The organism is Halorhodospira halophila (genome assembly GCF_016653405.1).
Lineage (GTDB): Bacteria > Pseudomonadota > Gammaproteobacteria > Nitrococcales > Halorhodospiraceae > Halorhodospira > Halorhodospira halophila_A.
The window spans coordinates 1-26,144 of record NZ_NHSN01000023.1 but is presented as its reverse complement, the minus strand read 5'-3'; the positions used below and the strand labels follow the sequence as shown (position 1 = coordinate 26,144).

The 26,144-nt window shown below is 67.2% G+C and carries 24 protein-coding genes; 20 read left to right on the top strand and 4 right to left on the bottom strand.

Translation table 11 applies throughout. From position 1 onward, the window contains the following. From CCR79_RS09170 to CCR79_RS09110, 13 genes are all read left to right on the top strand, one after another. Positions 1–588 (top strand): ribonuclease H-like domain-containing protein (locus tag CCR79_RS09170; RefSeq protein WP_207190347.1); only part of this gene is annotated, 588 nt, incomplete at its 5' end. Next, complete coding sequence (locus CCR79_RS09165; RefSeq protein ID WP_201171253.1) at positions 585–1,247, top strand: MOSC domain-containing protein; 663 nt, start codon at positions 585–587, stop codon at positions 1,245–1,247. The genes CCR79_RS09170 and CCR79_RS09165, both read left to right, overlap by 4 nt. Positions 1,248–1,333: 86 nt before the next feature. Beyond that, positions 1,334–1,981, top strand: a complete 648-nt coding sequence (locus CCR79_RS09160) for a carbonic anhydrase (RefSeq protein ID WP_201171251.1) — start codon at positions 1,334–1,336, stop codon at positions 1,979–1,981. A 116-nt stretch (positions 1,982–2,097) separates the two neighbouring features. After that, positions 2,098–3,210, top strand: coding sequence for a tRNA guanosine(34) transglycosylase Tgt (tgt, locus tag CCR79_RS09155; RefSeq protein ID WP_201171267.1), 1,113 nt, complete (start codon positions 2,098–2,100; stop codon positions 3,208–3,210). An 83-nt stretch (positions 3,211–3,293) separates the two neighbouring features. Then, positions 3,294–3,659 (top strand): preprotein translocase subunit YajC, encoded by a 366-nt coding sequence (gene yajC, locus CCR79_RS09150; protein ID WP_201171264.1) that lies wholly within the window; start codon positions 3,294–3,296, stop codon positions 3,657–3,659. 17 nt (positions 3,660–3,676) lie between these two features. Continuing rightward, on the top strand, positions 3,677–4,018 hold the full coding sequence (gene yajC / locus CCR79_RS09145; RefSeq protein WP_201171261.1) for a preprotein translocase subunit YajC: 342 nt from the start codon (positions 3,677–3,679) through the stop codon (positions 4,016–4,018). Positions 4,019–4,021: 3 nt separating this feature from the next. Beyond that, the gene (secD, locus tag CCR79_RS09140) at positions 4,022–5,878 is read left to right on the top strand and encodes a protein translocase subunit SecD (RefSeq protein WP_201171249.1); all 1,857 of its coding nucleotides are present in this window, start codon (positions 4,022–4,024) and stop codon (positions 5,876–5,878) included. A 2-nt stretch (positions 5,879–5,880) separates the two neighbouring features. Then, on the top strand, positions 5,881–6,843 hold the full coding sequence (gene secF, locus CCR79_RS09135) for a protein translocase subunit SecF (protein ID WP_201171247.1): 963 nt from the start codon (positions 5,881–5,883) through the stop codon (positions 6,841–6,843). Positions 6,844–6,985: 142 nt separating this feature from the next. Continuing rightward, the gene (locus CCR79_RS09130; protein ID WP_201171245.1) at positions 6,986–7,957 is read left to right on the top strand and encodes a cysteine synthase A; all 972 of its coding nucleotides are present in this window, start codon (positions 6,986–6,988) and stop codon (positions 7,955–7,957) included. Positions 7,958–8,149: 192 nt separating this feature from the next. After that, complete coding sequence (locus CCR79_RS09125; RefSeq protein WP_201171243.1) at positions 8,150–10,096, top strand: PrkA family serine protein kinase; 1,947 nt, start codon at positions 8,150–8,152, stop codon at positions 10,094–10,096. 24 nt (positions 10,097–10,120) lie between these two features. Then, complete coding sequence (locus CCR79_RS09120) at positions 10,121–11,401, top strand: YeaH/YhbH family protein (RefSeq protein ID WP_201171240.1); 1,281 nt, start codon at positions 10,121–10,123, stop codon at positions 11,399–11,401. A gap of 55 nt (positions 11,402–11,456) precedes the next feature. After that, a complete protein-coding gene (locus tag CCR79_RS09115) occupies positions 11,457–13,016 on the top strand; it encodes a SpoVR family protein (protein ID WP_201171237.1) in 1,560 nt (519 codons plus the stop codon). A gap of 80 nt (positions 13,017–13,096) precedes the next feature. Continuing rightward, the gene (locus CCR79_RS09110; protein WP_201171234.1) at positions 13,097–13,780 is read left to right on the top strand and encodes a TIGR04219 family outer membrane beta-barrel protein; all 684 of its coding nucleotides are present in this window, start codon (positions 13,097–13,099) and stop codon (positions 13,778–13,780) included. 75 nt (positions 13,781–13,855) lie between these two features. On the opposite strand, the gene CCR79_RS09105 is transcribed toward CCR79_RS09110, so the two are convergent. Next, positions 13,856–14,602: a glutathione peroxidase gene (locus CCR79_RS09105; RefSeq protein WP_201171231.1), complete on the bottom strand. Its 747-nt coding sequence runs from the start codon at positions 14,600–14,602 to the stop codon at positions 13,856–13,858. Between the two features lie 273 nt (positions 14,603–14,875). On the opposite strand from CCR79_RS09105, the gene CCR79_RS09100 reads away from it, so the two are divergent. The 3 genes from CCR79_RS09100 (at position 14,876) to CCR79_RS09090 (ending at position 17,209) form a co-directional block, all read left to right on the top strand. After that, positions 14,876–15,463, top strand: a complete 588-nt coding sequence (locus CCR79_RS09100; protein WP_201171228.1) for a hypothetical protein — start codon at positions 14,876–14,878, stop codon at positions 15,461–15,463. 109 nt (positions 15,464–15,572) lie between these two features. Further along, positions 15,573–16,154, top strand: a complete 582-nt coding sequence (locus tag CCR79_RS09095) for a hypothetical protein (protein ID WP_201171226.1) — start codon at positions 15,573–15,575, stop codon at positions 16,152–16,154. 101 nt (positions 16,155–16,255) lie between these two features. Next, entirely contained in the window at positions 16,256–17,209 is a 954-nt protein-coding gene (locus CCR79_RS09090) for a glutathione S-transferase family protein (protein ID WP_201171258.1), read from the top strand. 136 nt (positions 17,210–17,345) lie between these two features. On the opposite strand, the gene CCR79_RS09085 is transcribed toward CCR79_RS09090, so the two are convergent. The 3 genes from CCR79_RS09085 to xseA are packed head-to-tail and all read right to left on the bottom strand — an operon-like array spanning position 17,346 to position 20,758. After that, positions 17,346–18,530 carry a thiolase family protein gene (locus CCR79_RS09085; RefSeq protein WP_201171223.1) on the bottom strand — a complete coding sequence of 395 codons (1,185 nt, stop codon included), beginning with the start codon at positions 18,528–18,530 and terminating at the stop codon, positions 17,346–17,348. A gap of 28 nt (positions 18,531–18,558) precedes the next feature. After that, positions 18,559–19,392, bottom strand: coding sequence for a peptidoglycan DD-metalloendopeptidase family protein (locus CCR79_RS09080; RefSeq protein ID WP_201171219.1), 834 nt, complete (start codon positions 19,390–19,392; stop codon positions 18,559–18,561). Further along, positions 19,382–20,758, bottom strand: a complete 1,377-nt coding sequence (gene xseA, locus CCR79_RS09075; protein WP_201171216.1) for an exodeoxyribonuclease VII large subunit — start codon at positions 20,756–20,758, stop codon at positions 19,382–19,384. Before xseA ends, CCR79_RS09080 begins: the two co-directional genes overlap by 11 nt. Positions 20,759–20,908: 150 nt before the next feature. On the opposite strand from xseA, the gene guaB reads away from it, so the two are divergent. The 4 genes from guaB to CCR79_RS09055 all read left to right on the top strand — a co-directional run. Continuing rightward, positions 20,909–22,375, top strand: a complete 1,467-nt coding sequence (guaB, locus tag CCR79_RS09070) for an IMP dehydrogenase (protein ID WP_201171214.1) — start codon at positions 20,909–20,911, stop codon at positions 22,373–22,375. 19 nt (positions 22,376–22,394) lie between these two features. After that, on the top strand, positions 22,395–23,984 hold the full coding sequence (guaA, locus tag CCR79_RS09065) for a glutamine-hydrolyzing GMP synthase (RefSeq protein ID WP_201171202.1): 1,590 nt from the start codon (positions 22,395–22,397) through the stop codon (positions 23,982–23,984). Further along, positions 23,981–24,439: a tRNA adenosine(34) deaminase TadA gene (gene tadA / locus CCR79_RS09060; protein ID WP_304118174.1), complete on the top strand. Its 459-nt coding sequence runs from the start codon at positions 23,981–23,983 to the stop codon at positions 24,437–24,439. Before guaA ends, tadA begins: the two co-directional genes overlap by 4 nt. A 51-nt stretch (positions 24,440–24,490) precedes the next feature. Further along, positions 24,491–26,144, top strand: a 1,654-nt coding sequence (locus tag CCR79_RS09055; RefSeq protein WP_201171190.1) for a hypothetical protein, incomplete at its 3' end; no start/stop codon positions are given.

Here is a 26,144-nt window from a genome sequence, read left to right as displayed (position 1 = left end):
GTCGAGGTCGAGCGCGTGGTTGGGCTGGACCCGCAGCGGGCGCTGCTGCTGGATACGGAAACCACCGGGTTGGCGGGCGGGGCCGGCACCGTGGTGTTCCTGATCGGCGTCGGCAGTCTGGGGGGCGGCGGCCTGACAGTGCGCCACTGGCTGCTGACCGGGTTCAGCGGCGAGCCGGCGCTGCTGGCGAGGCTGGGCCAGGTGCTGGATGAGACGCAGGCACTGGTGACCTATAACGGGAAGTCCTTCGATGCCCCGTTGCTCAAGAGCCGTGCGCGGCTCCACGGGGTCGACTTGGGCCTGGACAACCGGGAGCACCTGGATCTGCTGCATCCGACACGGCGGATCTTCCGCAGCCGCTGGCCCAATTGCCGCCTGGCGACCGCTGAGCGCCGGCTCCTCGGTCACGAGCGGCTCGACGATCTGCCCGGTGCCGAGGCGCCGGCGGCCTGGCTCGATTTCCTACAACGGGGCGATCCGCGACAGCTGCCGGCCGTGGTGCGTCATAACAGCGACGATATCCTGGCCCTTGCGGCCCTCTGGGCGGCACTGGATCGGGTCTACTGCGAGGAGGGTAGAGCCCCGTGACGACGAACGCGCGGGTCTTCGCCGGTGGGCCGGGGGCGCTGCCGCCGGATCGCCATCCCACGGGCTTCTACAAGCAGGAGATTGCCGCCGCCTGCTGGTTGGGGCCGGAGGGCCTGGAAGGGGATCACCACGCCGACCGGCGCGTCCACGGTGGCCCCGAGCGGGCCGTCAATCACTATCCTGCCGAGCATCTGCCGTGGTGGTCGCAACGGTTCCCGACGGCGGCGCACCGCTTTGTTCCCGGGGCGTTCGGCGAGAACCTGTCCACCGAAGGGTGGCTGGAGGGCGATGTCGCCGTGGGGGATCGTTTCCGTCTCGGTGCGGCATTGATCGAGGTATCGCAGCCGCGGCTGCCCTGCTGGAAGGTGGATCGCCGGTTCGACGTCGAGCGCATGGCGCGGACCATGGTCGAGACCGGGCGGACCGGTTGGCTCTACCGGGTCATCGAGCCGGGTACGGTCGAGCCGGGGGCGGCCCTGGAGCGGTGCACGAGCCACCCGCAGCGGCTGACGATGGATGAACTCTGGGCGCTGCATCGCGAGCCGCAGGCGGATCCGGAGCGTATGGCCCTGGCCGCCGAGATGCCGGAGCTGGCGGCGGCGTGGCGCGATCGCTTCCAGCAGCGTGTGGTGTGGCTGCAGCGCCAGGGTCGCCTCTGATGCGCCCGAAGCCTTCGCCGTGCCGTAGTATCGGGTGCCGCGCGATGCGGTACACGGGCAAACGTTAGAACATAAGGAGCTTCCCGATGGTGGATCCCGCTCAGGCCCTGGGATGGCTGATCGAAGGCAATCAGCGGTTCATGGCCGATGCCCCCGGTGACCCCGACCGGTTCAATGCCGAGCGCCGCGGGCAACTCGTCCGCGGCCAGACCCCGTTTGCGGCGATCCTCTCCTGCGCCGACTCGCGGGTGCCCGCCGAGGTGGTCTTCGATCAAGGGCTCGGGGATCTGTTCGTGGTCCGGGTGGCCGGCAACATCGCTGCGCCCTCGCAGATGGGTAGCCTGGAGTTCGCTGCCGAGAAACTGGGCGTGCGCCTGGTGGTGGTCCTCGGCCACTCCTGCTGCGGGGCCATCGACGCCACCGTAGAGGCGCTGCGCGAACAGGTCGAGGCCCCCACCGAGGGGCTGCGCAAGATCCTCGACCGGGTGCGCCCGGCGGTGGAGCCGCTGTTTGCCGAGTCCCTCGATCCGCAGGAATTGGCCCGCGAGGCGGTGCGGGCCAACGTGCGCATGGCGGCACAGATGCTGCGCGAGGAGTCGCCGATCCTCGCCCGGCTGCGCGCCGAGCAGGGGTTGGCTGTGGTCGGTGCCGAATACGACCTGGCCTCCGGGGCGGTGCACTTCTTTGACGGGGTGGCCGAGACGGGGGCGCTGCCGCCACCTGAGCAGCGCTAACGCGGGCGCTGGCGGGTGCACTGCGGCCGCTGCATCGCTATCCTGAGCCGTTTTCGTTTTGGGCGACCTTGGAGGGGCTGGTGCAGGCGGATGCGGCATTGACGGATACCGGGGCGCTGCGCTTTGAGCGTATGGCGACGGATGGGGCGGCGCGCCGCGGACGACTGCATCTGCCGCGCGGGACCATCGAGACCCCGGCCTTCATGCCGGTGGGCACCTACGGCACGGTCAAGGGCATGACGCCGGAGGAGCTACGCGAGCTGGGCGCGGAGATCATCCTCGGCAACACCTTCCATCTGTGGCTGCGCCCCGGTACCGAAGTGGTCCACCTCCACGGCGATCTGCACGACTTCATGAACTGGCACCGGCCGATCCTCACCGACTCCGGCGGGTTTCAGGTCTACAGCCTCGGCGAACTGCGCAAGGTCACCGAGGAGGGGGTGCACTTTCGCTCACCGGTGGACGGCGCCCGGGTGTTCATGGGGCCGGAGGAGTCGATGGCCGTCCAGCGCGAGTTGGGCTCGGACATCGTCATGATCTTTGATGAGTGTCCCCCGTACCCGGCCGAGCGTCAGGCGGTGCAGCGTTCCATGGAGCTGTCGCTGCGCTGGGCGGCGCGCAGCCGCCGCGCCCATGGCGAATATCCGGCGGCGCTGTTCGGGATCGTCCAGGGCGGCATCTACCCCGAGCTGCGCCGGGCCTCGCTGGCGGGGCTGATGGACATCGGATTCGACGGGTACGCCATCGGCGGCCTGTCGGTGGGTGAGCCCCGCGAGGAGCGCGACGCCGTGCTCGAGGACCTGGAGCCGTGCCTGCCGGCCGACCGGCCGCGCTACCTGATGGGCGTGGGCAAGCCGGAGGATCTGGTCGAGTGCGTCCGGCGCGGTGTGGACATGTTCGACTGCGTGATCCCTACACGCAACGCACGCAACGGTTTCTTGTTCACCTCCGAGGGACTGGTAAGGCTGCGCAACAGCCGCTACCGCGCGGATACCACGCCGGTGGACCCGGTCTGCGACTGTTATACCTGCCGCAACTACTCGCGGGCCTATCTCAAGCACCTGGAGCGGTGCAACGAGATGCTCGGGGCTCGCCTGGCGACACTGCACAACCTCCACTACTACCAGCAGCTGATGGCCGGCCTGCGTGCGGCGATCCGCGACGGCGCACTGGCGGGCTTCGTGGACGATTTCTACGCGCGGCGTGGGCAAACGCCGCCGACCCTATGACATAATACGCCGCATCCGGGCCGCCGGAGGGCGGTGTCAATGCGCTAACCGACAGATTCTGAAGGGGGAATGCGCGCATGTTGATGGACTTCTTCATCTCGCCGGCCCACGCCCAGCAGGCAGGCGGCGGGGGCGATATGCTGTTTTTCCTGATCTTCACCGTCCTGCTGGTGGCGGTCTTCTACTTCCTGCTGATCCGCCCGCAGCGCCAGCGCATGAAACAGCATCAGCAGATGGTCGAGGGGCTGGCCGAGGGCGATGAGGTCGTGACCAGCGGGGGCGAGCTGGGTCGCATCACGCGCCTGGGCGAGGATTTCGTGCGTGTTGAGGTGGCCAAGGGTGTCGAGTGGAACGTCAAGCGCGATTTGATCGGCCACGTCCTGCCCAAGGGCACTTTGGACGAGGCCCGCGGCGGCAAGACCGACGCCCAGACCGAATCCACTGACTGAATACCATGGAGAGCGTTATGGACTTTCTAATCTCTGCCGCGCACGCCCAGCAGCAGCCGGAGGAGCCCAACGTCTGGTTCAGCATCATCCTGCTGGTGGGCATGATCGCCCTGTTCTACTTCCTGCTGATCCGCCCCCAGACCAAGCGGGCCAAGGAGCATCGGCAGATGGTCGAGGAGCTCTCCAAGGGCGACGAGGTGGTCACCAACGGTGGCACGCTGGGGCGCATCACCGAGGTGGGCGACACCTTTGCCACCATCGAGGTGGCCAATGGCGTGCAGCTGCAGATCCAGAAGAACGCCGTGGCCAATGTCATGCCCAAGGGCACCCTCAAGGAACAGGACAAGAAGGGCAAGTAGCTCTTGAACCGCTATCCGCTCTGGAAATACCTGCTGGTGGTCGCCGTCCTGGTGGTCGGCGGCCTCTTCGCGCTGCCCAACCTCTTCGGCGAGGACCCGTCGGTGGTGATCACCACCGGCGACGACGAGGTGCCAAGCGAGGAAGTCCAGTCCGATGTCCTCTCCTTCCTCGAGGAGGAAGGCTACAAGCCACTCTCGGCGGAGGTGCTGGAAGGGCAGTGGGTGCTGCGTTACGGCTCCACGGACGAGCAGATGCGGGCCTCGGATCTGATCTCCGCCAAGCTCGACCGGGACTACTCCGTTGCGATGACGCTCGTGCCGTCGACGCCGCAATGGCTCCGGGCCTTGGGAGCCGAGCCGATGTTCCTCGGGCTCGACCTGCGCGGTGGGGTGCACTTCCTGCTCCAAGTGGACATCGACGCCATGGTCGGCGAGACCATGGAGGGGCACCAGCAGGATATCCGGACCCTGTTCCGGGAGGAGCGGATCCGCTTCTCCGCGCTGGAGGTGACCGACGAGCAGCAGATCCGCATGGCCTTCGTGGACTCGGAGCTGCGCGAGCGGGCCCGCAGCGCGCTTGAGGAGCACATCGACGGGCTCGCCTACAGCGAGGAGACGAACGAAGACGCCTACCTCCTGATCGCCTCCATGGACGAGGAGGAGCTTCAGGAGATGAAGGACCTGGCGGTCCAGCAGAATATCACCACGCTGCGCAACCGGGTTGACGAGCTGGGCGTCGCCGAGCCGGTGGTCCAGCGCCAGGGGGCGGATCGGATCGTGGTCCAGCTGCCCGGCATCCAGGACCCGGGGCAGGCCAAGGAGATCCTCGGCGCCACGGCGACCCTGGAGTTCCGCTTTGTCGATCACGCCAACTTCCCTTTCACCGGCGACCCGGATGATCCGCCTGAGGGCGCAGAGGTCTTCCCGCAGCGGGATGGCGGCTACGTGGCCCTGGAGCGCCAGCGCATCCTCTCGGGGGATCGCATCATCGACGCCTCGTCGGGTTTTGATCAGGAGAGTGGTTCGCCGGAGGTGAACATCCGGCTATCGGGGACCGGCGGGCGCATCATGAGCCGCGCCACCCGGGATCGGGTCGGGGACCATATGGCCGTGCTCTTCCAGGAGCGGATCTCCGAGATCGAGATGGTCGACGGCGAGCCGGAGCGCGTGATCCGCGAGATCGAGGAGGTGATCTCCGTAGCGCGGATCCGTGAGGGGCTGGGGAGTCGCTTCCGGATTACGGGGCTGGACTCCAGCCAGGAGGCCAGCAATCTGGCCTTGCTGCTGCGTGCCGGTGCCCTGGCCGCCCCCATCGATATCGTCGAGGAACGAACCATCGGGCCCAGCCTCGGGGCGGAAAACGTCGAGCGCGGCTTCATGGCGGTGGTGATCGGCTTCCTGCTGGTGATCGCCTTCATGGCTCTCTACTACCGGACCTTCGGCCTGGTGGCCAACCTGGCCCTTTTAGGCAACCTGGTGATCATCGTCGCCGTGCTCTCTATGCTCCAGGCGACCCTGACGTTGCCGGGCATTGCCGGGATCGTGCTGACCGTGGGTATGGCGGTGGACGCCAATGTGCTCATTTTCCAGCGCATCCGTGAGGAGCTGAAGGCCGGCGCGCCGATCCAGACCGCCATCGATGCGGGCTACGGCAAGGCGCTGTCGACCATCGCCGACGCCAATGTCACCACGCTGATCGCCGCCCTGGTGCTGTTCCTCTTCGGCACGGGGCCGGTCCAGGGCTTCGCCGTGACGCTGGCCATCGGTCTGGCCACGTCGATGTTCACCGCCATTGTCGGCACGCGGGCCGTGATCAATCTGATCTACGGCGGGCGTAAGGTCTCGGAGCTCAAGATCTAGCCATGGAGATCTTCAAGAACGATCCCAACTTCGACTTCCTCGGCCGGCGCCGTATCGGCTTCGGGCTCTCGGCGGTGCTCCTGGTGCTCTCCATCGGCTCGCTGCTCTGGCAGGGGCTGAATCTGGGCATCGACTTCACCGGCGGGACCCTGGTCGAGGTCGGCTACGAGGAGTCCGTGGAGGTCGCCGAGGTCGAGGCGGCGCTGCAGGGGACCGATTATGCGGATGCCCAGGTTCTGCACTTCGGCTCGCCGCGCGAGATCATGGTGCGCATCCCGCCGATGGAGGATTTGGAACAGGCGGCGATCTCCCAGGAGATCCTGGCCAAGCTGCGCGAGGCCCACGACGGCGTCGAACTCCGGCGGGTCGAGTTCGTCGGCCCGCAGATTGGCCGTGAACTCACCGAGCAGGGCCTACTGGCGCTGCTCTACGCCCTCGGCGGTGTGCTGGTCTACGTGGCCTTCCGTTTCGAGTATCGCTTCGCCCTCGGCGCGGTGGCGGCGCTGGTCCACGATATCGTGCTCATCCTCGGGTTCTTCTCGCTCACCCGCCTGACCTTCGATCTGACCGTGCTGGCGGCGCTGCTGGCCACCGTCGGCTACTCGCTCAACGACACCATCGTGGTCTCCGACCGGATACGCGAGAACTTCCTGAAGGTTCGCAAGGGGACCACCGAGTACGTCATGAATCTGGCGATCAACCAGACCCTGTCGCGTACGCTGGTGACCTCGTTCACCACGCTGCTGGTAGTCGGGGCGCTGCTCTTCCTCGGTGGCGAGACCATCCATGGGTTCGCCATGGCGCTGCTCGTCGGTGTCCTGGTGGGTACTTACTCCTCGGTCTTCGTCGCCAGTGCCTCGTCGCTGGCGATGGGCGTGAGCAAGCAGGATCTCCTGCCGCCTGAGAAGGAGGGACAGGACCAGGAGGATCACGAATCGGCGATTCCCCCCGCCGAGCGCCCGTGACCGCTGCGCTCCCGGGGGCGCCCCCCGGGAGCCGGCGTGTGTCAGCCCTGCAACTTTCCCGCTGATTTCTGCGACGGCTCCGCGCTATGCTGTCCCCACACCCCCTGAGGATTGGGGAAAGTCAAGCAAGCGGGAGTCAAGCATGTCGATCTGCGATGGGTTCGTCGGCGCGGTCGGGAATACGCCGCTGATTCGCCTGCCGAGGCTGAGCGAGGAGACCGGCTGCGAGATCCTCGGCAAGGCTGAATTCATGAATCCGGGCGGGTCCGTCAAGGATCGGGCGGCGCTGGCGATCATCCAGGCCGCCGAGCGCAGCGGCGAGTTGCGCCCCGGCGGGACCGTAGTGGAGGGCACCGCCGGGAATACCGGGATCGGGCTTGCCCATATCTGTAACGCACGCGGCTATCGCTGCGTCATTGTCATCCCCGAGACGCAGAGCCAGGAGAAGATCGACCTGCTGCGCACCCTCGGTGCCGAGGTGCATACCGTACCCGCCGCCCCCTACCGTGATCCGGGCAACTACCAGAAGGTTGCCGGCCGCATGGCTGCAGAGATGGACAACGCGGTCTGGGCGAACCAGTTTGACAACACCGCCAACCGCCAGGGCCATTACCGCACCACCGGGCCGGAAATTTGGGCGCAGGCCGGTGGCCGGGTGGACGCCTTCGTGGCGGCTACCGGAACCGGCGGGACCCTGGCCGGGGTCTCTCGGGCGCTCAAGGAACGCGCGCCGGATACGCGCATCTACTTGGCCGACCCGGCGGGCAGCGCCCTCTATAGTTTCGTGCGCGAGGGTGAGCCATCCCCGTCGGCAGGCAATTCCATCACCGAGGGGATTGGCAGTAGCCGTGTAACAGCTAATCTTCAGGATACGGACATCGATGACGCGTTCTGCATACCGGATACCGAATCGGTGCCGATGGTCTACCGGCTCCTGAGGGAAGAGGGGCTGTTCCTGGGCAGCTCGTCGGGGGTCAATGTCTGCGGGGCGATCCGCGCCGCCGAGGAGCTCGGTCCCGGGCACACGGTGGTGACGATCCTCTGTGATGGAGGGGGCCGCTATTACTCGAGACTCTTCAACGAGGCCTGGCTGGCGGAGCGGGGACTCGCCTGAACCCCTCCGCTGCCGTGGTTCGGTCGCCGCCCGGTCTCGTCCGGGGGCATGGCCAGTCGACCCCGCCGGCGGTTTGCGCCGGGCGCCGCCTTTCTTCCGGAACATTCGTGCGCATTTTTGCGTCCAATCAAACGGAGCCGCCTTCGTTCTTTCGCGACTTCACCTCAAGACTCCGTGAGGGGGGTGCTGCATATGGATACCGCCGAAGACCTGATTGCCCGCTACGCTCGCAGCTACGAACGCCGCCAGGAGCAGCAGCTGACCCTGGCCGAGTATCTGGAACTCTGCCGGGACGACCCGATGGCCTACGCCTCCCCGGCCGAGCGGCTGGTAGCGGCGATCGGTGAGCCGCAGGTCTACGACACCTCGAAGGATGAGCGACTGGGGCGCATCTTCCTCAACCGCACCCTGAAGATCTATCCGGCCTTCGAGGACTTCTACGGCATGGAGGAGACCATCGAGCGGCTGGTCGGTTTCCTCAACTACGCGGCCCAGGGGCTGGAGGAGCGCAAGCAGATCCTCTATCTCCTCGGTCCGGTCGGCGGTGGCAAGTCCTCGCTGGCCGAGCGGCTCAAGCAGCTGATGGAGCGCTACCCGGTCTACGTCCTCAAGGCCAGCGAGGAGATCAGCCCGATTTTTGAGAGCCCGCTGGGGCTCTTCGATCCGGACCAGCACGGCCCGGAGCTGGAGGAGCGCTTCGGCATCCCGCGGCGCAAGCTCAGCGGGCTGCTCTCGCCCTGGGCGGTCAAGCGCCTCGACGAGTTCGGCGGCGATCTCAACCGCTTCCGGGTGGTTCGCGTCTATCCGTCCAAGCTGCGGCAGATCGCGGTGGCCAAGACAGAGCCCGGCGACGAGAACAACCAGGACATCTCCTCGCTGGTGGGCAAGGTGGACATCCGCAAGCTGGAGCTCTACAGCCAGAACGATACGGATGCCTACAGCTACTCCGGCGGCCTCAACCGCGCCAACCAGGGCATCCTTGAGTTCGTGGAGATGTTCAAGGCGCCGATCAAGATGCTCCATCCGCTGCTCACGGCCACCCAGGAGGGCAACTACGTCGGCTCCGAGAACATCGGTGCAATCCCGTTCCACGGCCTGGTCATGGCGCACTCCAACGAGTCGGAGTGGCAGAGCTTCCGCAACAACAAGAACAACGAAGCGTTCCTCGACCGGATCTCGGTAATCAAGGTGCCGTACTGCCTGCGCGTCTCCGAGGAGCGGCAGATCTACGACAAGCTGATCCGGGAGAGCGAGCTCGCCGACGCGCCCTGCGCGCCGTGGACCCTGGAGATCATGGCGCGGTTCTCGGTGCTCACCCGGCTCAAGGAGCACGAGAACTCCAGCCTCTACTCGAAGATGCGGATCTACGACGGCGAGAGCCTCAAGGAGACGGATCCCAAGGCGAAGTCGATGCAGGAGTACCGGGACCAGGCCGGGGTCAACGAAGGGATGGACGGGATCTCGACGCGCTTCGCCTTCAAGGTCCTCTCGCAGACCTTCAACTACGAGACCGAGGAAGTGGCCGCTGACCCGGTCCACCTGCTGTACCTGCTCGAGCAGAACATCAAGCGCGAGCAGTTCCCGGAGGAGACCGAGCGCAAGTACCTGGAGATCATCAAGGCCGAGTTGGCCCCGCGGTATGCGGAGTTCATCGGCAACGAGATCCAGAAGGCGTATTTGGAGTCCTACGATGATTTCGGTCAGAACCTCTTCGAGCGCTACGTGGGGTATGCCGATGCCTGGATCGAGGACCAGGACTTCAAAGATCCCGACACCGGGCAGCTGATGGACCGCCAGGCGCTGAACCAGGAGCTGACTAAGATCGAGAAGCCGGCGGGCATCGCCAATCCGAAGGACTTCCGCAATGAGGTGGTCAAGTTCGCGCTGCGTGCCAAGGCGCAGCAGGGCGGGCAGATGCCGAGCTGGACCTCCTACGAGAAGATCCGCGAGGTCATCGAGAAGCGGATGTTCAGTCAGGTGGAGGATCTGCTGCCGGTGATCAGCTTTACCACCAAGGGCGACTCGGAGACGGAGCGCAAGCACAGCGAGTTCGTCCGGCGGATGGTCGAGCGGGGCTACACCGAGCGCCAGGTGAGACGCCTGGTGGAGTGGTACATGCGCGTCAAGCAGGCCGGCTGATCCGGCAAGAAGGGGGGTGCGTCCTTGGTCAATATCATCGACCGGCGCCGCAATCCGAAGGGCAAGAGCCTGGCCAACCGCCAGCGTTTCCTCAGACGGGCCAAGCGCCAGGTGCTGGATGCCGTCAACGAGGCTTCCGGCCGGCGCAAGGTGACCGACGTGGCCGGTGGGGAGCAGATCACCATCCCCGCCGACGGCCTCCACGAGCCGAGCTTTCGCAAGGCCGCCGACCGCGGGGTGCGCGAGCACGTGGTTCCCGGCAACAAGGAGTACGTGGTCGGCGATACCATTCCGCGCCCCGAAGGGCAGGGCAGTGGTGGCGGGCGCGAGGGTAGCCCCGACGGCGAGGGGGAAGACGAGTTCACCTTTGCTGTCAGCCGCGACGAGTTCCTCGACCTCTTCTTCGAGGGCCTGGAGTTGCCGGATCTGGTCAAGCGCCAGGTCAAGAAGACCGAGCAGTACACCCAGCAGCGCGCGGGCTATTCGGTCAGCGGCTCCCCCTCGAACCTCAACGTCGAGCGGACCATGCGCAACTCCCTGTCACGGCGCATTGCCCTGCGCCGCCCCAAGGGGGAGGATCTGCAGGCCCTGGACGAGGAGATTGATCGTCTGGAGCGCTCCGGTGCCGAGCCGGAGCGGCTGCGCGAACTCATTGAGCTCCGCCGAAGCAAACAGGAGCGGTCCCGGGCGATCCCCTACATCGATCCGGTCGACATCCGCTATAACCGCTTTGACCACGTTCCGCAGCCGATCTCCCAGGCGGTGATGTTCTGCCTGATGGACGTCTCCGGCTCAATGACCGAGGACATGAAGGATCTTGCCAAGCGGTTCTTCATGCTCCTCTACCTCTTCCTCGAGCGCCGTTACCGCCATGTGGATATCGTCTTCATCCGCCATACCCACATCGCGCAGGAGGTCGACGAGGACACCTTCTTCTACTCCCGCGAGACTGGGGGGACGTTGGTCTCGCCGGCGCTGACGATGATGCGTGACATCATCGAGGACCGTTATCCCGTCAACGACTGGAACATCTACGGGGCGCAGGCCTCGGACGGGGATAACACCCCCGCGGACAACCCGGCCACCACCCGGCTGATGGCCGACGGGATCCTTCCCCTGTGCCAGTACTTCGCCTACATCGAGGTGGGTGGCGGGCAGGCCTTCCATGTCCCGTCGGACCTGTGGCGGGCCTACGACCGGCTGGCCCGCGGGGAGTCGCCCCTGGCCATGCGCCGGGTGCAGACCCGCGGAGACATCTTCCCGGTGTTCCGGGACCTCTTCACGCCGGCTGAACTGAAGGCTTGAACCCTGAGCGCTGAACCTTGACCCCCTGAACCCTCAGAGACTGGAGAGGATCCCGATGGCATCGAATGCGGCGGTTCAGCAAAAACCCCTGTTCACCGGCCTCGACTGGGATTACCGCGATGTGATGCGCGTCTACGACGCCATCGAGCGGATTGCCCGCGAGGAGCTCAAGCTCGACATCTATCCCAACCAGATCGAGGTCATCAGCTCCGAGCAGATGCTCGACGCCTACGCCTCGATGGGGATGCCGCTGTTTTATCGGCATTGGTCCTTCGGCAAGCACTTCGCCCGGGACGAAATGCTCTATCGCAAGGGCTACACCGGGCTCGCCTACGAGATCGTTATCAACTCGAAGCCGTGTATCTCCTACATCATGGAGGAGAACACGCTCACCATGCAGACGCTGGTGGTGGCCCACGCCGCCTTCGGCCACAACCACTTTTTCAAGAACAACCGCCTCTTTCGGGAGTGGACCGACGCCGAGGGCATTCTCGACTACCTGGATTTCGCCAAGGGCTACATCGCCGAGTGCGAGGAGCGCTACGGGGTGCAGGCGGTCGAGCGGGTGCTCGACGCCGCCCACGCCCTGATGAGCCAGGGGGTGCACCGCTACCCCAAGCCGCAGACGCGTAGCCTGCGCGAGGAGCGCGACCGCGAGATCGAGCGGATTCGCTACGAGGAGCAGACCTACAACGATCTCTGGCGCACCGTGCCCACGGATCCGGACGGCGAGCTGCCCGGCGGCGCGGACCCGGTGGAGCTGCGTATGCAGCGGCTGGGGCTGCCGGAGGAGAACCTCCTGTACTTCCTCGAAAAGCGCGCGCCGCGCCTGGAGCACTGGCAGAGGGAGGTGCTGCGCATCGTGCGCAATGTGGCGCAGTACTTCTATCCGCAGAAGCAGACCAAGGTGATGAACGAGGGCTGCGCCACGGCAGTGCACTACTACATCATGAACCGGCTCCACGAGAACGGGCAGTTGACCGACGGCGCCTTTCTGGAGTTCCTGCACAGCCACACCAGCGTGGTCTTCCAGCCGGAGTTCGACGATCCGCGCTACTCGGGCATCAATCCCTACGCTCTCGGGTTCGCCATTCTGGAGGATCTCCGGCGCATGGCCACCGATCCCACCGACGAGGACCGGCGCTGGTTCCCGGAGGTGGCCGGCAGCGGGGACTGGCTCGGTGTCTGGCACCACGCCTGGCAGGAGTACCGCGACGAGAGCTTCATCCTGCAGTTCCTCAGCCCCCGGGTCATCCGCGATTTCCGTCTCTTCCGGGTCCACGACGACGCCGACGAGCCCGAGTTGGTGGTCGACGCGATCCACGACGATGCCGGCTACCGGGCGGTGCGGCGCTCACTGGCGCAGCGCCACGACGTGGCCCGGCTGGAACCGGATATCCAGGTGGTGGACGTGGATCTGGCCGGGGACCGGACCCTGGTGCTCGAGCACCGGGTCAGCGACGGGGTCATCCTGGACAAGGGCGAGGCCACGGCGGTGCTGCGGCACCTGGCCAACCTCTGGGGCTACGATGTGAAGCTCTACGAGGTGGACCCGGAGACGGAACGGGTGATCAACGAGTTTCCCCAGATGTCCCCCGCGGATCCGGTGGCCTGAAGGGCGGCGGACGCCGATTGGGGCGGCTGCGGCGGGGTGGTATGCTCAGGGCAAAGCTTTTGACAGTGCAGGAGTAACGCATGCGGCGAACCCTACTCAGTGGATTCACGGCGGCGGCGCTGGTTCTCGGAGCCGGGGCCGCGCACGCCACCGGCGGGATCATGGGCATCTCCGGCGGTGCGAATCTCTGGTTCCACGACCCGGAAGGGGAGATTCTTGGCGAAGACGTCGAGGGGGATGACATCGACCTCGACAGCGATCGGGACTGGAACCTCTGGTTCGAGTGGGATCACATCCTCCCCGGTGTGCCCAGCGTCCGCTTGGAGCGGACCCATCTCGAGCAGGACGGGACCGGGAGCACCGTGGTCAACCTCGACCACACGGACCTGACCCTGTTCTGGTCGCCGCTGCCGCTGCCGATGGTGGACATCGATGTGGGTGTCACCGCGCGCCACTTCGATGGTGAGGTGCGTGCCGCGAATGCGGGGGTGGACACCTCGCTCTCCGGCACCCTGCCGATGTTCTTCGGCCGGGTGGGTGTGGATATCCCCGGCTCGCGGATCGGTTTCGAGGGCTCTTTGCAGACGCTGCCGGTGGGGGATCATTCGATCACGGACTTCCGCGCCCACTTGGTCTACCGGCGCTGGTACACGGGGGCGATGCTTGGCTATCGGGAGTTCTCGGTGGACATGGACGACTTCAGTGACGTGACCCTGGACGTGGACTTCAGCGGACCGTACGCCGGCGCCTTCCTGCGTTTCTAGGCCGGATGCCGACGCAATAAAAGACCCGGGGCAGCGCGGGGCCGCCCCGGGTCTTCTGACACGGCCGCAGCCGGATCAGGCCGCCGAGCGGGCCCGCCCCAGTCGCGCCTCCAGATCGTCGGCACCGCCGACCAGACGCCCGTCGATCAACACCTGCGGCACTGTGCCCGAGCCGGTGGCTGCCCGTACCGAGCGGGTGGTGATGCCCTCGCCGAGGCAGATCTCCTCATAGTCGTAGCCGTGCTCCTCAAGCAGCGCCTTGGCGCGGGAACAGTGCGGACACCCCGGTTTGCTGAACAGGGTCACAAAAGACGGGTGTGGTGCATCCGGGTTGATGTGGCGCAGCATGGTGTCGGCGTCGGAGACTTCGAACGGGTCGCCGGGCTTCTCCGGCTCGACGAACATCTTCTCGATGACGCCGTCGCGGACCAGCATCGCGTAGCGCCAGGAGCGCTTGCCGAAGCCCAGGTCGTTCTTGTCCACCAGCATGCCCATGCCTTCGGTGAACTCCCCGTTGCCGTCGGGGATGAAGGTGACGTTCTCGGCGTGCTGATCCCGCCGCCACTCCTCCATCACGAACGCGTCGTTGACCGAAAGGCAGACGATGTCATCTACGCCGTTGTCCCAGAGCACCGGCGCCAGCTCGTTGTAGCGCGGCAGGTGGGTGGAGGAGCAGGTCGGAGTGAAAGCCCCCGGCAGGGCGAACACCACCACCGTTTTGCCCTTGAACAGCTCGTCGGTCTTGACGTCCTGCCACTCGCCGTTTACGCGGGTCCGGAAGGTGACACGCGGGACAGGCTGTCCTTCCATCGGGTGCGACATCGTTGCCTCCTTGGTTCTGGAATAAGAACAGATCAAAACTATCCATATTCTGTCGGCAGCGGTCCGGGCGTTGCAATAAGAAAAACTGATACAAGATGCCTCAAGTCCTGATACGCGCCGTATGGGGGGGGGGCTGCACGGTTTGCGACGGTGTCCGCCGGAGAGGGATTCGGTGCCGCTATCCCGGAACCATCCACCCCGGGATGCTGTCAGCCGGGGTAAGGCCGTTGCGACGGTTTCAACGCACCGAACCCGTTTGATGAGGAGTTGTATATGTTCCGCAAGACTGCCGCTTCCGCGATTGTGCTGATGCTCGCCACCTCGGGGGCCTACGCCCAGATGGCTCCGGAGGGCGGCCAGGGCATGCAGCCGCAGATGTCCGAGGGCCAGCAGCGCATGCAGGAGATCCAGCAGCAGCTGGGTCAGATGCAGCAGGACACCCTCGAGTCCAACCCGGAGCTGGAAGAGCGCGCCGAGGAGCTGGACGACCGGCTGCTGGATCAGATGGAGGACATGGGCTACGACAACGTCCGCCAGGACATCGAGCGCTTGGAGGAGACCATGGAGGCCATGCACTCCGGCGAGATGTCCCGGGAAGAGGTCCAGCAGCGCATGCAGGAGGATCAGGAGATCCACATGGAGCTGCAGCAGGCCCAGCAGGAGGCCATGCAGGATGAGGACTTCGTCCAGCCGTGGCAGGAGGATCGCCAGCAGCTGGAGCAGGACCTGATCGACACCATGTATGACGAGAACCCCGAGGCCGAGGCCCTGATGCAGGAGATGGAGGAGCTGCAGGCCGAGATGCAGCAGGGCATGGGGGGCCAGCAGCAACGGATGCCCCAAGGGGAGATGCCCCAGTAAAACGGTATCTCGGGGAAACAGGTGCGCCGTCGTCGTCGAGTGCTACCATGGACGAGCGCGGGGGCGACCGGGCCGCTTCCGTGGTGGGAATAGCTAAGGGAGTTCACCAATGATTCGCACGACGACAGCGGCGCTCCTGGCGCTGCTCATTGCCGCAGCCCCGCTGCAGGCCCCGCTGGCTCAGGGGGGCGAGCAACAGGCCCCCGGGGCCCAAGACGCGGAATTGATGGAGGCGCAGCAGCGGCTCCAGGAGCTGCAGCGGCAGCTGGGGCAGATCCAGCAGGAGACCTTCGAGGCCAGCGACCACCTTCAGGAGAAGCAGCGTCGCCTGGAGGAGCGCGCCACGGCCAAAATGGAGGATCTTGGCTACGATCCCGAGCGCCACTACGCGCGCATGCAGGAGATCTACGAGCGCTTCGAGGCCGGGGACGTCTCCCAAGAGGAGCAGCAGGAGCTGGCCGAGGAGTTCCACGAAGCGCAGATGCAGCTCCAGCAGGAGCAGCAGGAAGCCATGCGCGACGACGATTTCCGCGAAAGCATGGAGCGCGACATGCGCGAGTTCCAAGAGGATCTGCTCGCGGCCATGGAGGAAGACTACCCCGAGACGGCCGAACTCATGTCAGAACTCGAGGAGCTCCAGCGGCGCGTTCAGGAAGGCATGCAGCAGCAGGTCCCGGAAGGCCTGGAGTAAGGGGAGCAACGCTCCCGGGATGAGTGGGCGGGGTGACCAGCGTGGTCATCCCGCCTTTTTTCAGCAGCCAAGGCGGTGCCGAGGCCGCCCCGGAGGGAATGATGGGCTTGCTGATGGATGGGCAATGGACGCAGGAGTCGTACAAGCGGGACGAGACCGGCCGCTTTCAGCGCGACGTGAGTCGGTTTCGGGACTGGATCGAGCCAGGCGGGCGTTTCGCGCCGGAGGCGGGCCGCTACCATCTGTATGTCTCCCTGGCTTGCCCCTGGGCGCATCGGGTGCTCGTCGCCCGTCGGCTGAAGGGTCTCGAGCCGGTGATCTCGGTCTCGGTGGTGCACCCGCTGATGCTGGAGAATGGCTGGGAGCTGAGCGACGACTTCCCTGGTGCCACCGGCGACCCGATCCACCGGGCGGACTACCTCCATCAGGTCTACACCGCCGCCGAGCCTCGCGCCAATGGCCGGGTGACCGTGCCGGCACTGTGGGACTGCCGGGAGGGCACGCTGGTCAACAACGAGTCCCGGGACCTGCTTCGCATGTTCGATCACCGCTTCGAGGCGCTGGCCGGTAACGACGTGGATCTGGCCCCGGCGGATCGCATCGAGGCCGTGGATGCGGCCATCGACGCCATCTACCAGCCCATCAACAATGGCGTCTACCGCTGCGGCTTCGCCGGTAGCCAGCAGGCCTACGAAGAGGCCGCCGATGCCCTTTACGCGGCCCTGGACCACTGGGAGGAGGTGCTGGGCCGGCAGCGCTATCTTTGCGGGGACCGGCTCACGGAGGCGGACATCTGTCTGTACACGACGCTGATCCGTTTCGACGCCGTCTATGCCGTGCACTTCAAGTGCTCGCAGCGCCAGATCCGTGAATACCCGAACCTGATGGGCTACCTGCGTGAGCTCTACCAGATGCCGGCGTTCGGCGAGACCACGGATTTCGACCACATCCGCCACCATTACTACCGGAGCCACGCCTTTCTCAATCCCACCGGCCTGGTGGCGCGCATGCCGCGGTTGGATCTGGACGCCCCCCACGGCCGAGAGGCGGTGTAGCCGAGCCGTAGTCCGGCCGGAGGACGCAAAAAAGCCCCGGGTGCTCGCGCACCGCGGGGCTTGCTGCGTTTCCGTCCCCGACGGCCATCGGCCGACGGCCATCGGCCGACGGGGATCGGCGTCCGGGGGGCGCGCCTTACAACCGCTCGATGGCCAGGGCCACCCCCTGGCCGCCGCCGATACACATGGTGACCACGCCCTTGTCCACACCGTCGCGCTGCATGGCGTGGATCAGTCGGGTGGTGAGCACCGCGCCGGTGGCGCCGATCGGGTGGCCGTGTGCCACCGCGCCGCCCTCGACGTTAACCCGCTCCGGATCGAGACCCAGGTCCCGGGTGACGGCGATGGCGATGGCCGCGAAGGCCTCGTTGATCTCCCAGCGCCCCACCTCATCGGTGGACCAGCCGGCGCGCTGCAGGCACTGCCTGACCGCCGGTACCGGGCCGATCCCGAACATCCCCGGCTCGACCCCGCCGACGCCGTAGGCCACCAGCCGCGCTGCCGGCGTGAGTCCGTGCTGACGGGCGGCTTCCTCCTCGGCGACCACCATGGCCGCGGCCCCGGTGTTGACGCCAGGGGCGTTGCCGGCGGTGATGGTGCCCTCCTTGCGGAAGGCCGGGCGCAGCTTCTGCAGGCCCTCGAGGGTGGTGTCACCGCGGTTGTGCTCATCGGTCTCGAAGCGCGTGGGCCCCTTGCGGCCGGGCACGTCCACCGGGGTGATCTCCGCCTCGAAGTGGCCGGCGGACTGGGCGGTGCTGAAGCGTTGCTGCGAACGCAGGGCCCATTCGTCCTGTTCCTGCCGGGTGATCTGATACTGCTCGGCCAGATCCTCGGTATGCCAGCCCGAGTGCTGGTCGGAGAAGGCGTCGTTCAGGCCGTCGCTGAGCACGGCGTCGAGGATCTGCTGGTGGCCGAGGCGGTAGCCGTAGCGGCCCTGCATCAGCAGGTAGGGGGCGCGGTCCATGTTCTCCATGCCGCCAGCGACAGCGGTTTCGGCGAAGCCGAGTGCCACCTCCTGGAAGGCGTTGGCGATGGCCTGGGCGCCGGAGCCGCAGACGCGGTTGACCGTCAGCGCCGGCGTCTCGGCGGGGACACCGCCATTGATCGAGGCCTGGCGGGCCGGGTTCATCTTGCAGCCGGCCTGGATCACGTTGCCCATGACCACGGTATCCACGGCCGCCGGGTCGAGGCCGGAGCGTTCCAGTGTCCCGCGGATGGCAGTGGCACCGAGATCCGGTGCGGGGACGGTCTTGAGGGCCCCGCCGAACGTCCCGATGGGTGTGCGAGTGGGCGAGCAGATGACGACTCGACGCTGGGACATGATGCCTCCTTTCTCGATCGCGTTGGTCCTAAAGGAATAGGTTGGGGTCAACGGTGTTGCCGTTGAGGATGACGCTCAGGTGCAGATGAGGCCCGGTCACCCGTCCGGTCTCCCCGACGGTTCCGATTGCCTCGCCACGCTCTACCCACTGGCCCTTTTCGACGTCCATCTCGTCCAGGTGGCAGTACATGGTGACCAGGCCGGCGCCGTGGTCGATGAACACGGTCTTGCCGTTGAAGTAGTAGTCTCCGGTCTGCACCACGCGGCCGGACTCGGCCGCCTCGATGGGCGTACCGGTGGGGGCGGCCATGTCGAGGCCATTGTGCGGATTGCGGGGTTGGCCGTTGAGAAAACGCCGCAGCCCGAACGTGGCCGAAACCCGGTGCTCTGCGACCGGGGTGTGCAGGTGCAGCCGCGGCTGGGTGTCGACCTCGCGGCTGCGAAAGGCGGCGCGGATCTCGCGCTGTTCGGCCCAGATGCGCTCCAGCGTCTCCTCGGGGGGTGTGACCATGTCTTCGTCGTCGATGGTCAGGTGCTGCTCCTCGTAGTCGATGGGCTCGACTTCGAAGGTGTGCGGGGTCCCATCCACCTTGAGGGTGTGGGTTCCGGGGTCGGCGTCCAGGCCGATCCCCACCACCGCCTGCCAGCCTTCCGGCGTGGAGCGCACCATCACCGGCTCGTCGTCATAGCGTACATCGCCCGGCCGCCTATCGGTCTCCAGATTAACCCGTGCCACGCCGCCGGGGACGGGCCAGTCGGGCAATGGGGCGGCATGCAGCGCAGAGGCCAGCAGCAGCCCGACCGCGGCGGCGAGTGCCGTGACTGCTTTTCCGACGCGGGGGAGCAAGGATTCAGTCGGCATCGGGCAACGGGTCCTCCGTGGTGCGTCTGGCTTCGACCCGACAGTCTAGCGCCCCGTGCGCCAGGCGGGCACGGATGCGCTCGCCCACCTCCACGGCTTCGGCCTGGCGCAGGATGGCGCCGTCCTGCACCCGCTGCACCACCGCGTAGCCGCGCTCCAGCGTGGCAAGAGGGCTGACCGCGTGCAGGGCACGGGAGGCGGTGCCGAGGCGCTGCTGCGAGGCCTCCAGCCGGCCACGCACGGACTGACGCAGCCGCTGCGCCAGCTCTTCGATCCGCCGGCGCTCGTGGGCCGTGCGCCGGCGTGGATCCTGGACCTGAAGCCGCTGCCTGGCGGTTTCAAGCCGTGCACCCCGCATCTCGAGGGCCTGTCGGCCCAGGCGGTGTAGCCGACTCTCCAGCTCGTCGAGGCGTTGCGCCCGGTCGCGCAGCCGCCGTCCCGGGTGCTGTGCTGCCAGCCGGCGCTGGAGCGCCGCCAGCTGTTCGGCGTCGCGGCCGAGGCGCCTTCGCGCGGCGGTCTCCAGGCGGTGGCCGATGCGCTCGAGTCGCTCCTGCCAGGCGTGCCGGTCCGGTGACAGGGTCTCGGCGGCGGCCGAGGGGGTCGGCGCGCGCAGGTCCGCCGCCAGGTCGGCGATGGTGACATCCACCTCGTGGCCCACCGCACTGACGACCGGGATCGGACAGGCGCGGATCGCCCGGGCCACCGACTCTTCATTGAAGGGCCAGAGATCTTCCAGCGAGCCGCCGCCCCGGGTCAGCAGCAGGGTATCGACCTCGCACCGGCGGCCGGCGAGTTCCAGGGCCCGGACGATGGCCGGTGCGGCGGCATCGCCCTGGACCGGTACCGGGTAGACCAGCACCGGCAGCGCCGGGAAGCGCCGTTGCAGCACCTGCAGCACATCGCGGATGGCGGCGCCGGTCGGCGAGGTGATGACCCCGAGCCGGCGCGGCAGGCAGGGCAGGGGGCGCTTGCTTGCCGCGTCGAACAATCCCTCGGCGCCCAGGCGCTGCTTGAGCGCTTCGAAGGCGCGCTGCAGGGCCCCCTCGCCGGCCGGCTCGAGGTGCTCGATGACCAGCTGAAACTCGCCGCGGGCGGGATAGAGGCTGGCCTTGGCGCGGACGCGGATCTGGTCGCCGTCGGCGGGCCGGTGCCGAAGCGCCGAGGCGCGGCCGCGGAACAGCGCACAGCGGACCTGGGCACTGGCATCCTTAAGCGTGAAATACAGGTGCCCGGATGAGGGCCGGGCCAGGTTCGAGATTTCGCCCTCGACCCAGATGGACGGCAGGACCGTCTCGAGCATGCCCCGCACCTCCTGGTTGAGCTGCGAGGGGCTGTAGACGGCGATATCGTCGCTGCGGCGCTCCATACTCGGCGGCGGCTCGCTCCAGTTGGCTGATTACAACCTACACGCCGCTATCGCCCATGGGAAGTTTGTTGAGTGGGGGTGCTGCTGCACCGTAAAATACACTGCTCTTTTCCATCTTCAGACAGCGTCTCCGCCCGAGGTCCCGACACCATGCGAATCGCCCAGGAAGCCCTGACTTTCGATGACGTTCTTCTCCTTCCCGCTGAATCGCACGTGCTCCCTCGGGATGTGGATCTGAGCACTCCGCTGACGCGCCGAATTCAGGTTAACGTCCCGCTGGTGTCCGCAGCCATGGATACCGTCACCGAGGCGCGACTGGCCATTGCCCTGGCCGAGCAAGGTGGGCTGGGCATCATCCACAAGAACATGACCGTCGAGCAACAGGCCGCCGAGGTGCGCCGGGTCAAGAAGTTCGAGAGCGGGATCATCAAGGAGCCGATCACCGTCTCGCCCTTCATGACCATTGGCGAGGTGCTCAAGCTCACGCGCCAGCACGGCATTTCGGGGGTCCCGGTGGTCGACGGCGAGGAGCTCGTCGGCATCGTGACCGGGCGTGACCTGCGCTTCGAGAGCCGGGTCAGCGAGCCGGTCTCCGTGGCCATGACGCCGAAGGAGCGGTTGGTCACGGTGCGCGAGGGGGCTGAGCGCGACGAGGTGCTGAGCAAGCTGCATCAGCACCGCATCGAGAAGATCCTGGTGGTCGATGACGCCTTCCGCCTGCGCGGCATGATCACCGTCAAGGACATCCAGAAAAGCCAGGACTTCCCCAATGCCTGCAAGGACGAGCACGGCCGTCTGCGGGCCGGCGCCGCTGTCGGGGTCGGTGAGGGCACCGAAGAGCGCGCCGAGGCGTTGGCCGCTGCGGGGGTGGATGTCCTCGTGGTGGATACCGCCCACGGTCACTCCCGCGGGGTCATGGACCGGGTCCGCTGGGTCAAACGGCACTACCCCGATGTCGAGGTGGTGGCCGGGAACATCGCCACCGGCGATGCGGCGAGGGCGCTGGCCGAGGCCGGTGCGGACGCCGTTAAGGTGGGCATCGGCCCGGGTTCGATCTGCACCACCCGCGTTGTGGCCGGGGTCGGGGTGCCCCAGGTGACGGCGATTTCCAACGTCTCCCAGGCGCTGGCCGGGACCGACGTACCGCTGATCGCCGATGGCGGCGTCCGCTTCTCCGGGGATGCCGCCAAGGCGCTGGCCAGCGGGGCGCACACGGTCATGATCGGCAGCCTGCTGGCCGGTACCGAGGAGGCGCCTGGCGAAGTGGAGCTCTACCAGGGGCGTTCCTACAAGGCCTACCGCGGGATGGGGTCCCTCGGGGCCATGTCCGGTAGCCAGGGGAGCGCTGATCGCTACTTCCAAGAGGGGTCGCAGTCGGTGGACAAGCTCGTCCCCGAGGGGATCGAGGGCCGGGTGCCCTACAAGGGGAGCATGGTCACCATCGTCAACCAGCTCATCGGCGGGATCCGGGCCAGCATGGGTTACGTCGGCTGCGCCACCATGGAGGAGATGCGTACACGGCCGCAGTTCGCCCGCATCACCGGCGCCGGCATGCGTGAGAGCCACGTCCACGACGTGACCATCACCAAGGAAGCGCCCAACTACCGCGTCGAGTAATCAATCGGAGCCGTTGCCTGTGAGCGAGCAGTCCGGGGCGGATATCCACGCCCACCGCATCCTTATTGTCGATTTCGGTTCGCAGTACACCCAGCTCATCGCTCGTCGCGTACGGGAGTGCGGAGTGTACTGCGAGATCCGCGCCTGCGATGCCGATGACCGGGCCGTGCGCGACTTTGCACCGTCCGGGGTGATCCTCTCCGGCGGCCCGGAGACAGTCACCGACGCTGAGACCCCGCGCATCCCCGCGGCCGTGTTCGAACTCGGAGTGCCGCTGCTCGGGATCTGCTACGGCATGCAGGCGATGACCGCCCAGCTCGGCGGGCGCGTGGCGCCGTCGGATCACAAGGAGTTTGGGTACGCCCAGGTCCGGGCGCGGGGGCATTCGCGGCTGCTGCGCGATATCGAGGACCACGCCAGCGCGGACGGCTTCGGTCTGCTCGACGTCTGGATGAGTCACGGCGATCGGGTCGAGGTGCCGCCGGAAGGCTTCCAAGTGATTGCCGAGACCGAGGCGGCGCCGGTGGCCGGCATCGGCGACGACGCCCGCGGCTGGTACGGCCTGCAGTTCCATCCCGAGGTCACCCACACCGCCCAGGGCGGCCGCATCCTCGAGCGGTTCGTGCGCGAGATCTGTGGCTGCCCCGGCGACTGGACACCGGGGAACATCGTCGAGGATAGCATCGCGCGGGTGCGCGAGCAGGTTGGTGATCGCCACGTGGTCCTCGGGCTCTCCGGCGGTGTCGATTCCTCGGTGACGGCCGCGCTGCTGCACCGGGCCATCGGTGAGCAGCTGACCTGCGTGTTCGTCGACAATGGCCTGCTGCGCCTGGGCGAGGCCGAGCAGGTTATGGCCACCTTCGCCCGCCACATGGGGGTGCGGGTCATCCATGTCGATGCCGAGGATCGCTTCCTGGCCGCGCTGGCCGGGGTCGAGGACCCCGAGGAGAAGCGTCGGATCATCGGCAACCTGTTTGTCGAGATCTTCGACGAGGAGGCCGGCAAGCTCGAGGACGTGGAGTTCCTGGCCCAGGGCACGATCTACCCCGATGTGGTGGAGTCGGCGGGCAACGCCGGCGGCAAGTCCCACGTCATCAAGTCGCACCACAATGTGGGTGGGCTGCCCGAGACGATGAAGCTCAGGCTCGTCGAACCGCTGCGCGAGCTGTTCAAGGACGAGGTGCGGCGCGTCGGGCTGGAACTGGGGCTGCCGGCGGATATGCTCTACCGTCACCCCTTCCCGGGGCCGGGATTGGGGGTGCGGATCCTGGGCGAAGTCCACAAGCGCTATGCCGATTTGCTGCGGCGGGCGGATGCGATCTTCATCGAGGAGCTGCGCCGATGGGACTGGTACGAGCGCACCAGCCAGGCCTTCGCCGTCTTCCTGCCGGTGCGATCGGTGGGCGTGACCGGGGACGGCCGCCGCTACGAGTACGTCGTCGCCCTGCGCGCCGTTGAGACGGTGGATTTCATGACCGCCCGCTGGGCGCAGCTCCCCTACGAGTTCCTCGACCACGTCTCGCGGCGGATCATCAACGAGATTGACGGGATCTCGCGCGTGGTCTACGACATCTCCGGCAAACCCCCGGCCACCATCGAGTGGGAGTGAACGGGGCATCGGACGACGCGCAGTGGATGGCGCGGGCGCTGGAGTTGGCCCGGCGCGCCGCCGGGCAGGGCGAGGTGCCGGTGGGGGCGGTGGTGGTCCGCGACGGGGCGCTCCTCGGCGAGGGCTGGAACCACCCCATCGCCAGCCGGGACCCGACCGCCCACGCCGAGCTCAACGCCCTGCGTGCCGCCGGCCAGGCCGCCGGGGCCTACCGTCTGCCCGGGGCCACCCTCTACGTCACCCTTGAGCCTTGTTTCATGTGCGCCGGGGCCATGATCCATGCCCGGATCGGTCGGCTGGTCTACGGCGCCTCCGATCCGAAGACCGGCGCCTGCGGCGGTCAGTTCGATCTGCTCGGCCTGCCGGGGCACAACCATCGCGTTGAAGTGACGGCCGGGGTCTCCGGCACTGTGGCCGCCGAGCTGCTGCGCGAGTTCTTCCGCGCCCGGCGCTAGCTGTCCCGGGCCGCGTCGACGCTCTGGCACCGGCGCGGCTATAGTCACGGTATGCACGACGACGCCACCACCATTGTCCCGTTCCGGGGCGGCGCGCTGGAGCGCGCTGCCTGGGACCGGCTGTGGGACGCTGCCGACAGCGGCTGCGTGCGCCGGGCGCTGGGCGAGCGGCGGGTTCGCTATCACCGCCGGGTTGAGCAGGAGATGGCGGCTTTCGCGCGCCTCGGATTGGAGCCTGGCGTACTCCTGGAGCTTTCCTGGGTGGTTCAGGACCTGGCGGCCCGCGGCGTCACCTTCGGCGCGGGCTACGGCCCGCAGAGCGGCTCCCTGCTGCTCAACCTGCTCGGTCTCAACGGGATCGACCCCATCGATCACGGGCTGCCGTTCCTCGGTTTCGGGCGCGAGCTGGAGGCGCGGCGCCTGCACTTGCGCGTGGCCAGCCGTGCCGAGCAGGCCGAGCTGACCTCGGCACTGCGCCGCGGTGGCCCGGCGCCGGCCGACGCGCCCGAGCAGGGGATCGAGGTCGTGGTCGGTCATGAGCCGACACTGGCGCTGACGCGCGAGATGGCCCGCCTGGCGCGGGCGCTGAACGGCGGGCGTGACTGCGATCCTTTGCGCTGGGCCTACCCGTGGGATGACCCGGACACGCTGCGTCTGATCGCTCGGGGCGAGACCGCCGGCATCCCCTTGCTGGAGGGGGCGGAGCTGCAGGCGCGCCTGCGCGAGGCGGCGCCGCGCAGTCTGGAGGAGGTGACGCAGGTCGTGGTGGTCGCCCGGGACGGGGCGCCGCAGGGCCTGACGGAGCGTTACCGGGCGGCGCGCACCGGCGCCACCCGCCCGCCGCTGTCCCACCCGGAGCTGGAGGACATCCTCAACCCGACGGCCAACGTCTGGCTCTATCGCGAGCAGGTCATCGTGGCGCTGGCGCGGTTGCTCGGTTGCGAGCTGGCCGAGGCCGTGACGCTTGCACAGCGGCTGAGCGAGGAGGGGGCCGACGCTCATGAGGGTGAGTTGTCGCGCCAGCTGGGCGAGCGCATAGCCACCCAATGTCAGCTGCCTCACGCCCGGGGGCTCTACCTGCTGCGCACGCTCCGTCAGGCACTGGCCCAGGTGGTCGATCGTGCGGCGGCGCTGATCGAGATCACCGAGGCCTACCGCCAGGCCTACTACCGGGCGCGCTATCCTGCGGTGTTCCAGGCGGCGCGTCTGAACCGGGCGCTGCAGCGGATTACCCCCCGCAACGGCGTCCGCTACGGCGCCGGTGGAGGGCCGGAAGGGGTGGCTTGCCCCCATCGCGAGGCACTCGTCGATCTGTGCCGGGAGGCGCTTAGTGACGGGGTGATCGTACTACCGCCGGATATTAACCGCAGCGACTGGGGGTTTCGTCCCCTGGACCGGGATACGGTCCTCTTCGGCCTTGGGGCCGTTGCGCAGATCGATCGGCAGACCGCCGAGCGTCTGGTGCTTCGCCGCCGGGGCGGCGAGTACCGCAGCGTGATGGACCTCATCATCCGCGGTTTCGGGGGTACGGCGCCGGCGCAGCAGATTGAGCCGCTGATCTTCTCCGGTGCATTGGATCCGTTCGGCCGGGATCGCTGGCGGTTGCGCAGGGAACTGGACGAGGCGCGGGTCGGCCAGGGGTGGCAATACGCCGCGGATGGGTGGGCAAGCTCCTCTGTGCCGGGCGGTTTGGATGCTTGGGGGG

Coding starts and splice junctions, on each gene's coding strand:
- CCR79_RS09160 (WP_201171251.1), top strand. CDS start 1,334: ATGGTGGATCCCGCTCAGGCCCTGGGATGGCTGATCGAAGGCAATCAG.
- yajC (WP_201171264.1), top strand. CDS start 3,294: ATGGACTTCTTCATCTCGCCGGCCCACGCCCAGCAGGCAGGCGGCGGG.
- yajC (WP_201171261.1), top strand. CDS start 3,677: ATGGACTTTCTAATCTCTGCCGCGCACGCCCAGCAGCAGCCGGAGGAG.
- secF (WP_201171247.1), top strand. CDS start 5,881: ATGGAGATCTTCAAGAACGATCCCAACTTCGACTTCCTCGGCCGGCGC.
- CCR79_RS09130 (WP_201171245.1), top strand. CDS start 6,986: ATGTCGATCTGCGATGGGTTCGTCGGCGCGGTCGGGAATACGCCGCTG.
- CCR79_RS09125 (WP_201171243.1), top strand. CDS start 8,150: ATGGATACCGCCGAAGACCTGATTGCCCGCTACGCTCGCAGCTACGAA.
- CCR79_RS09115 (WP_201171237.1), top strand. CDS start 11,457: ATGGCATCGAATGCGGCGGTTCAGCAAAAACCCCTGTTCACCGGCCTC.
- CCR79_RS09110 (WP_201171234.1), top strand. CDS start 13,097: ATGCGGCGAACCCTACTCAGTGGATTCACGGCGGCGGCGCTGGTTCTC.
- CCR79_RS09105 (WP_201171231.1), bottom strand. CDS start 14,602: ATGTCGCACCCGATGGAAGGACAGCCTGTCCCGCGTGTCACCTTCCGG.
- CCR79_RS09100 (WP_201171228.1), top strand. CDS start 14,876: ATGTTCCGCAAGACTGCCGCTTCCGCGATTGTGCTGATGCTCGCCACC.
- CCR79_RS09095 (WP_201171226.1), top strand. CDS start 15,573: ATGATTCGCACGACGACAGCGGCGCTCCTGGCGCTGCTCATTGCCGCA.
- CCR79_RS09090 (WP_201171258.1), top strand. CDS start 16,256: ATGGGCTTGCTGATGGATGGGCAATGGACGCAGGAGTCGTACAAGCGG.
- CCR79_RS09085 (WP_201171223.1), bottom strand. CDS start 18,530: ATGTCCCAGCGTCGAGTCGTCATCTGCTCGCCCACTCGCACACCCATC.
- CCR79_RS09080 (WP_201171219.1), bottom strand. CDS start 19,392: ATGCCGACTGAATCCTTGCTCCCCCGCGTCGGAAAAGCAGTCACGGCA.
- xseA (WP_201171216.1), bottom strand. CDS start 20,758: ATGGAGCGCCGCAGCGACGATATCGCCGTCTACAGCCCCTCGCAGCTC.
- guaB (WP_201171214.1), top strand. CDS start 20,909: ATGCGAATCGCCCAGGAAGCCCTGACTTTCGATGACGTTCTTCTCCTT.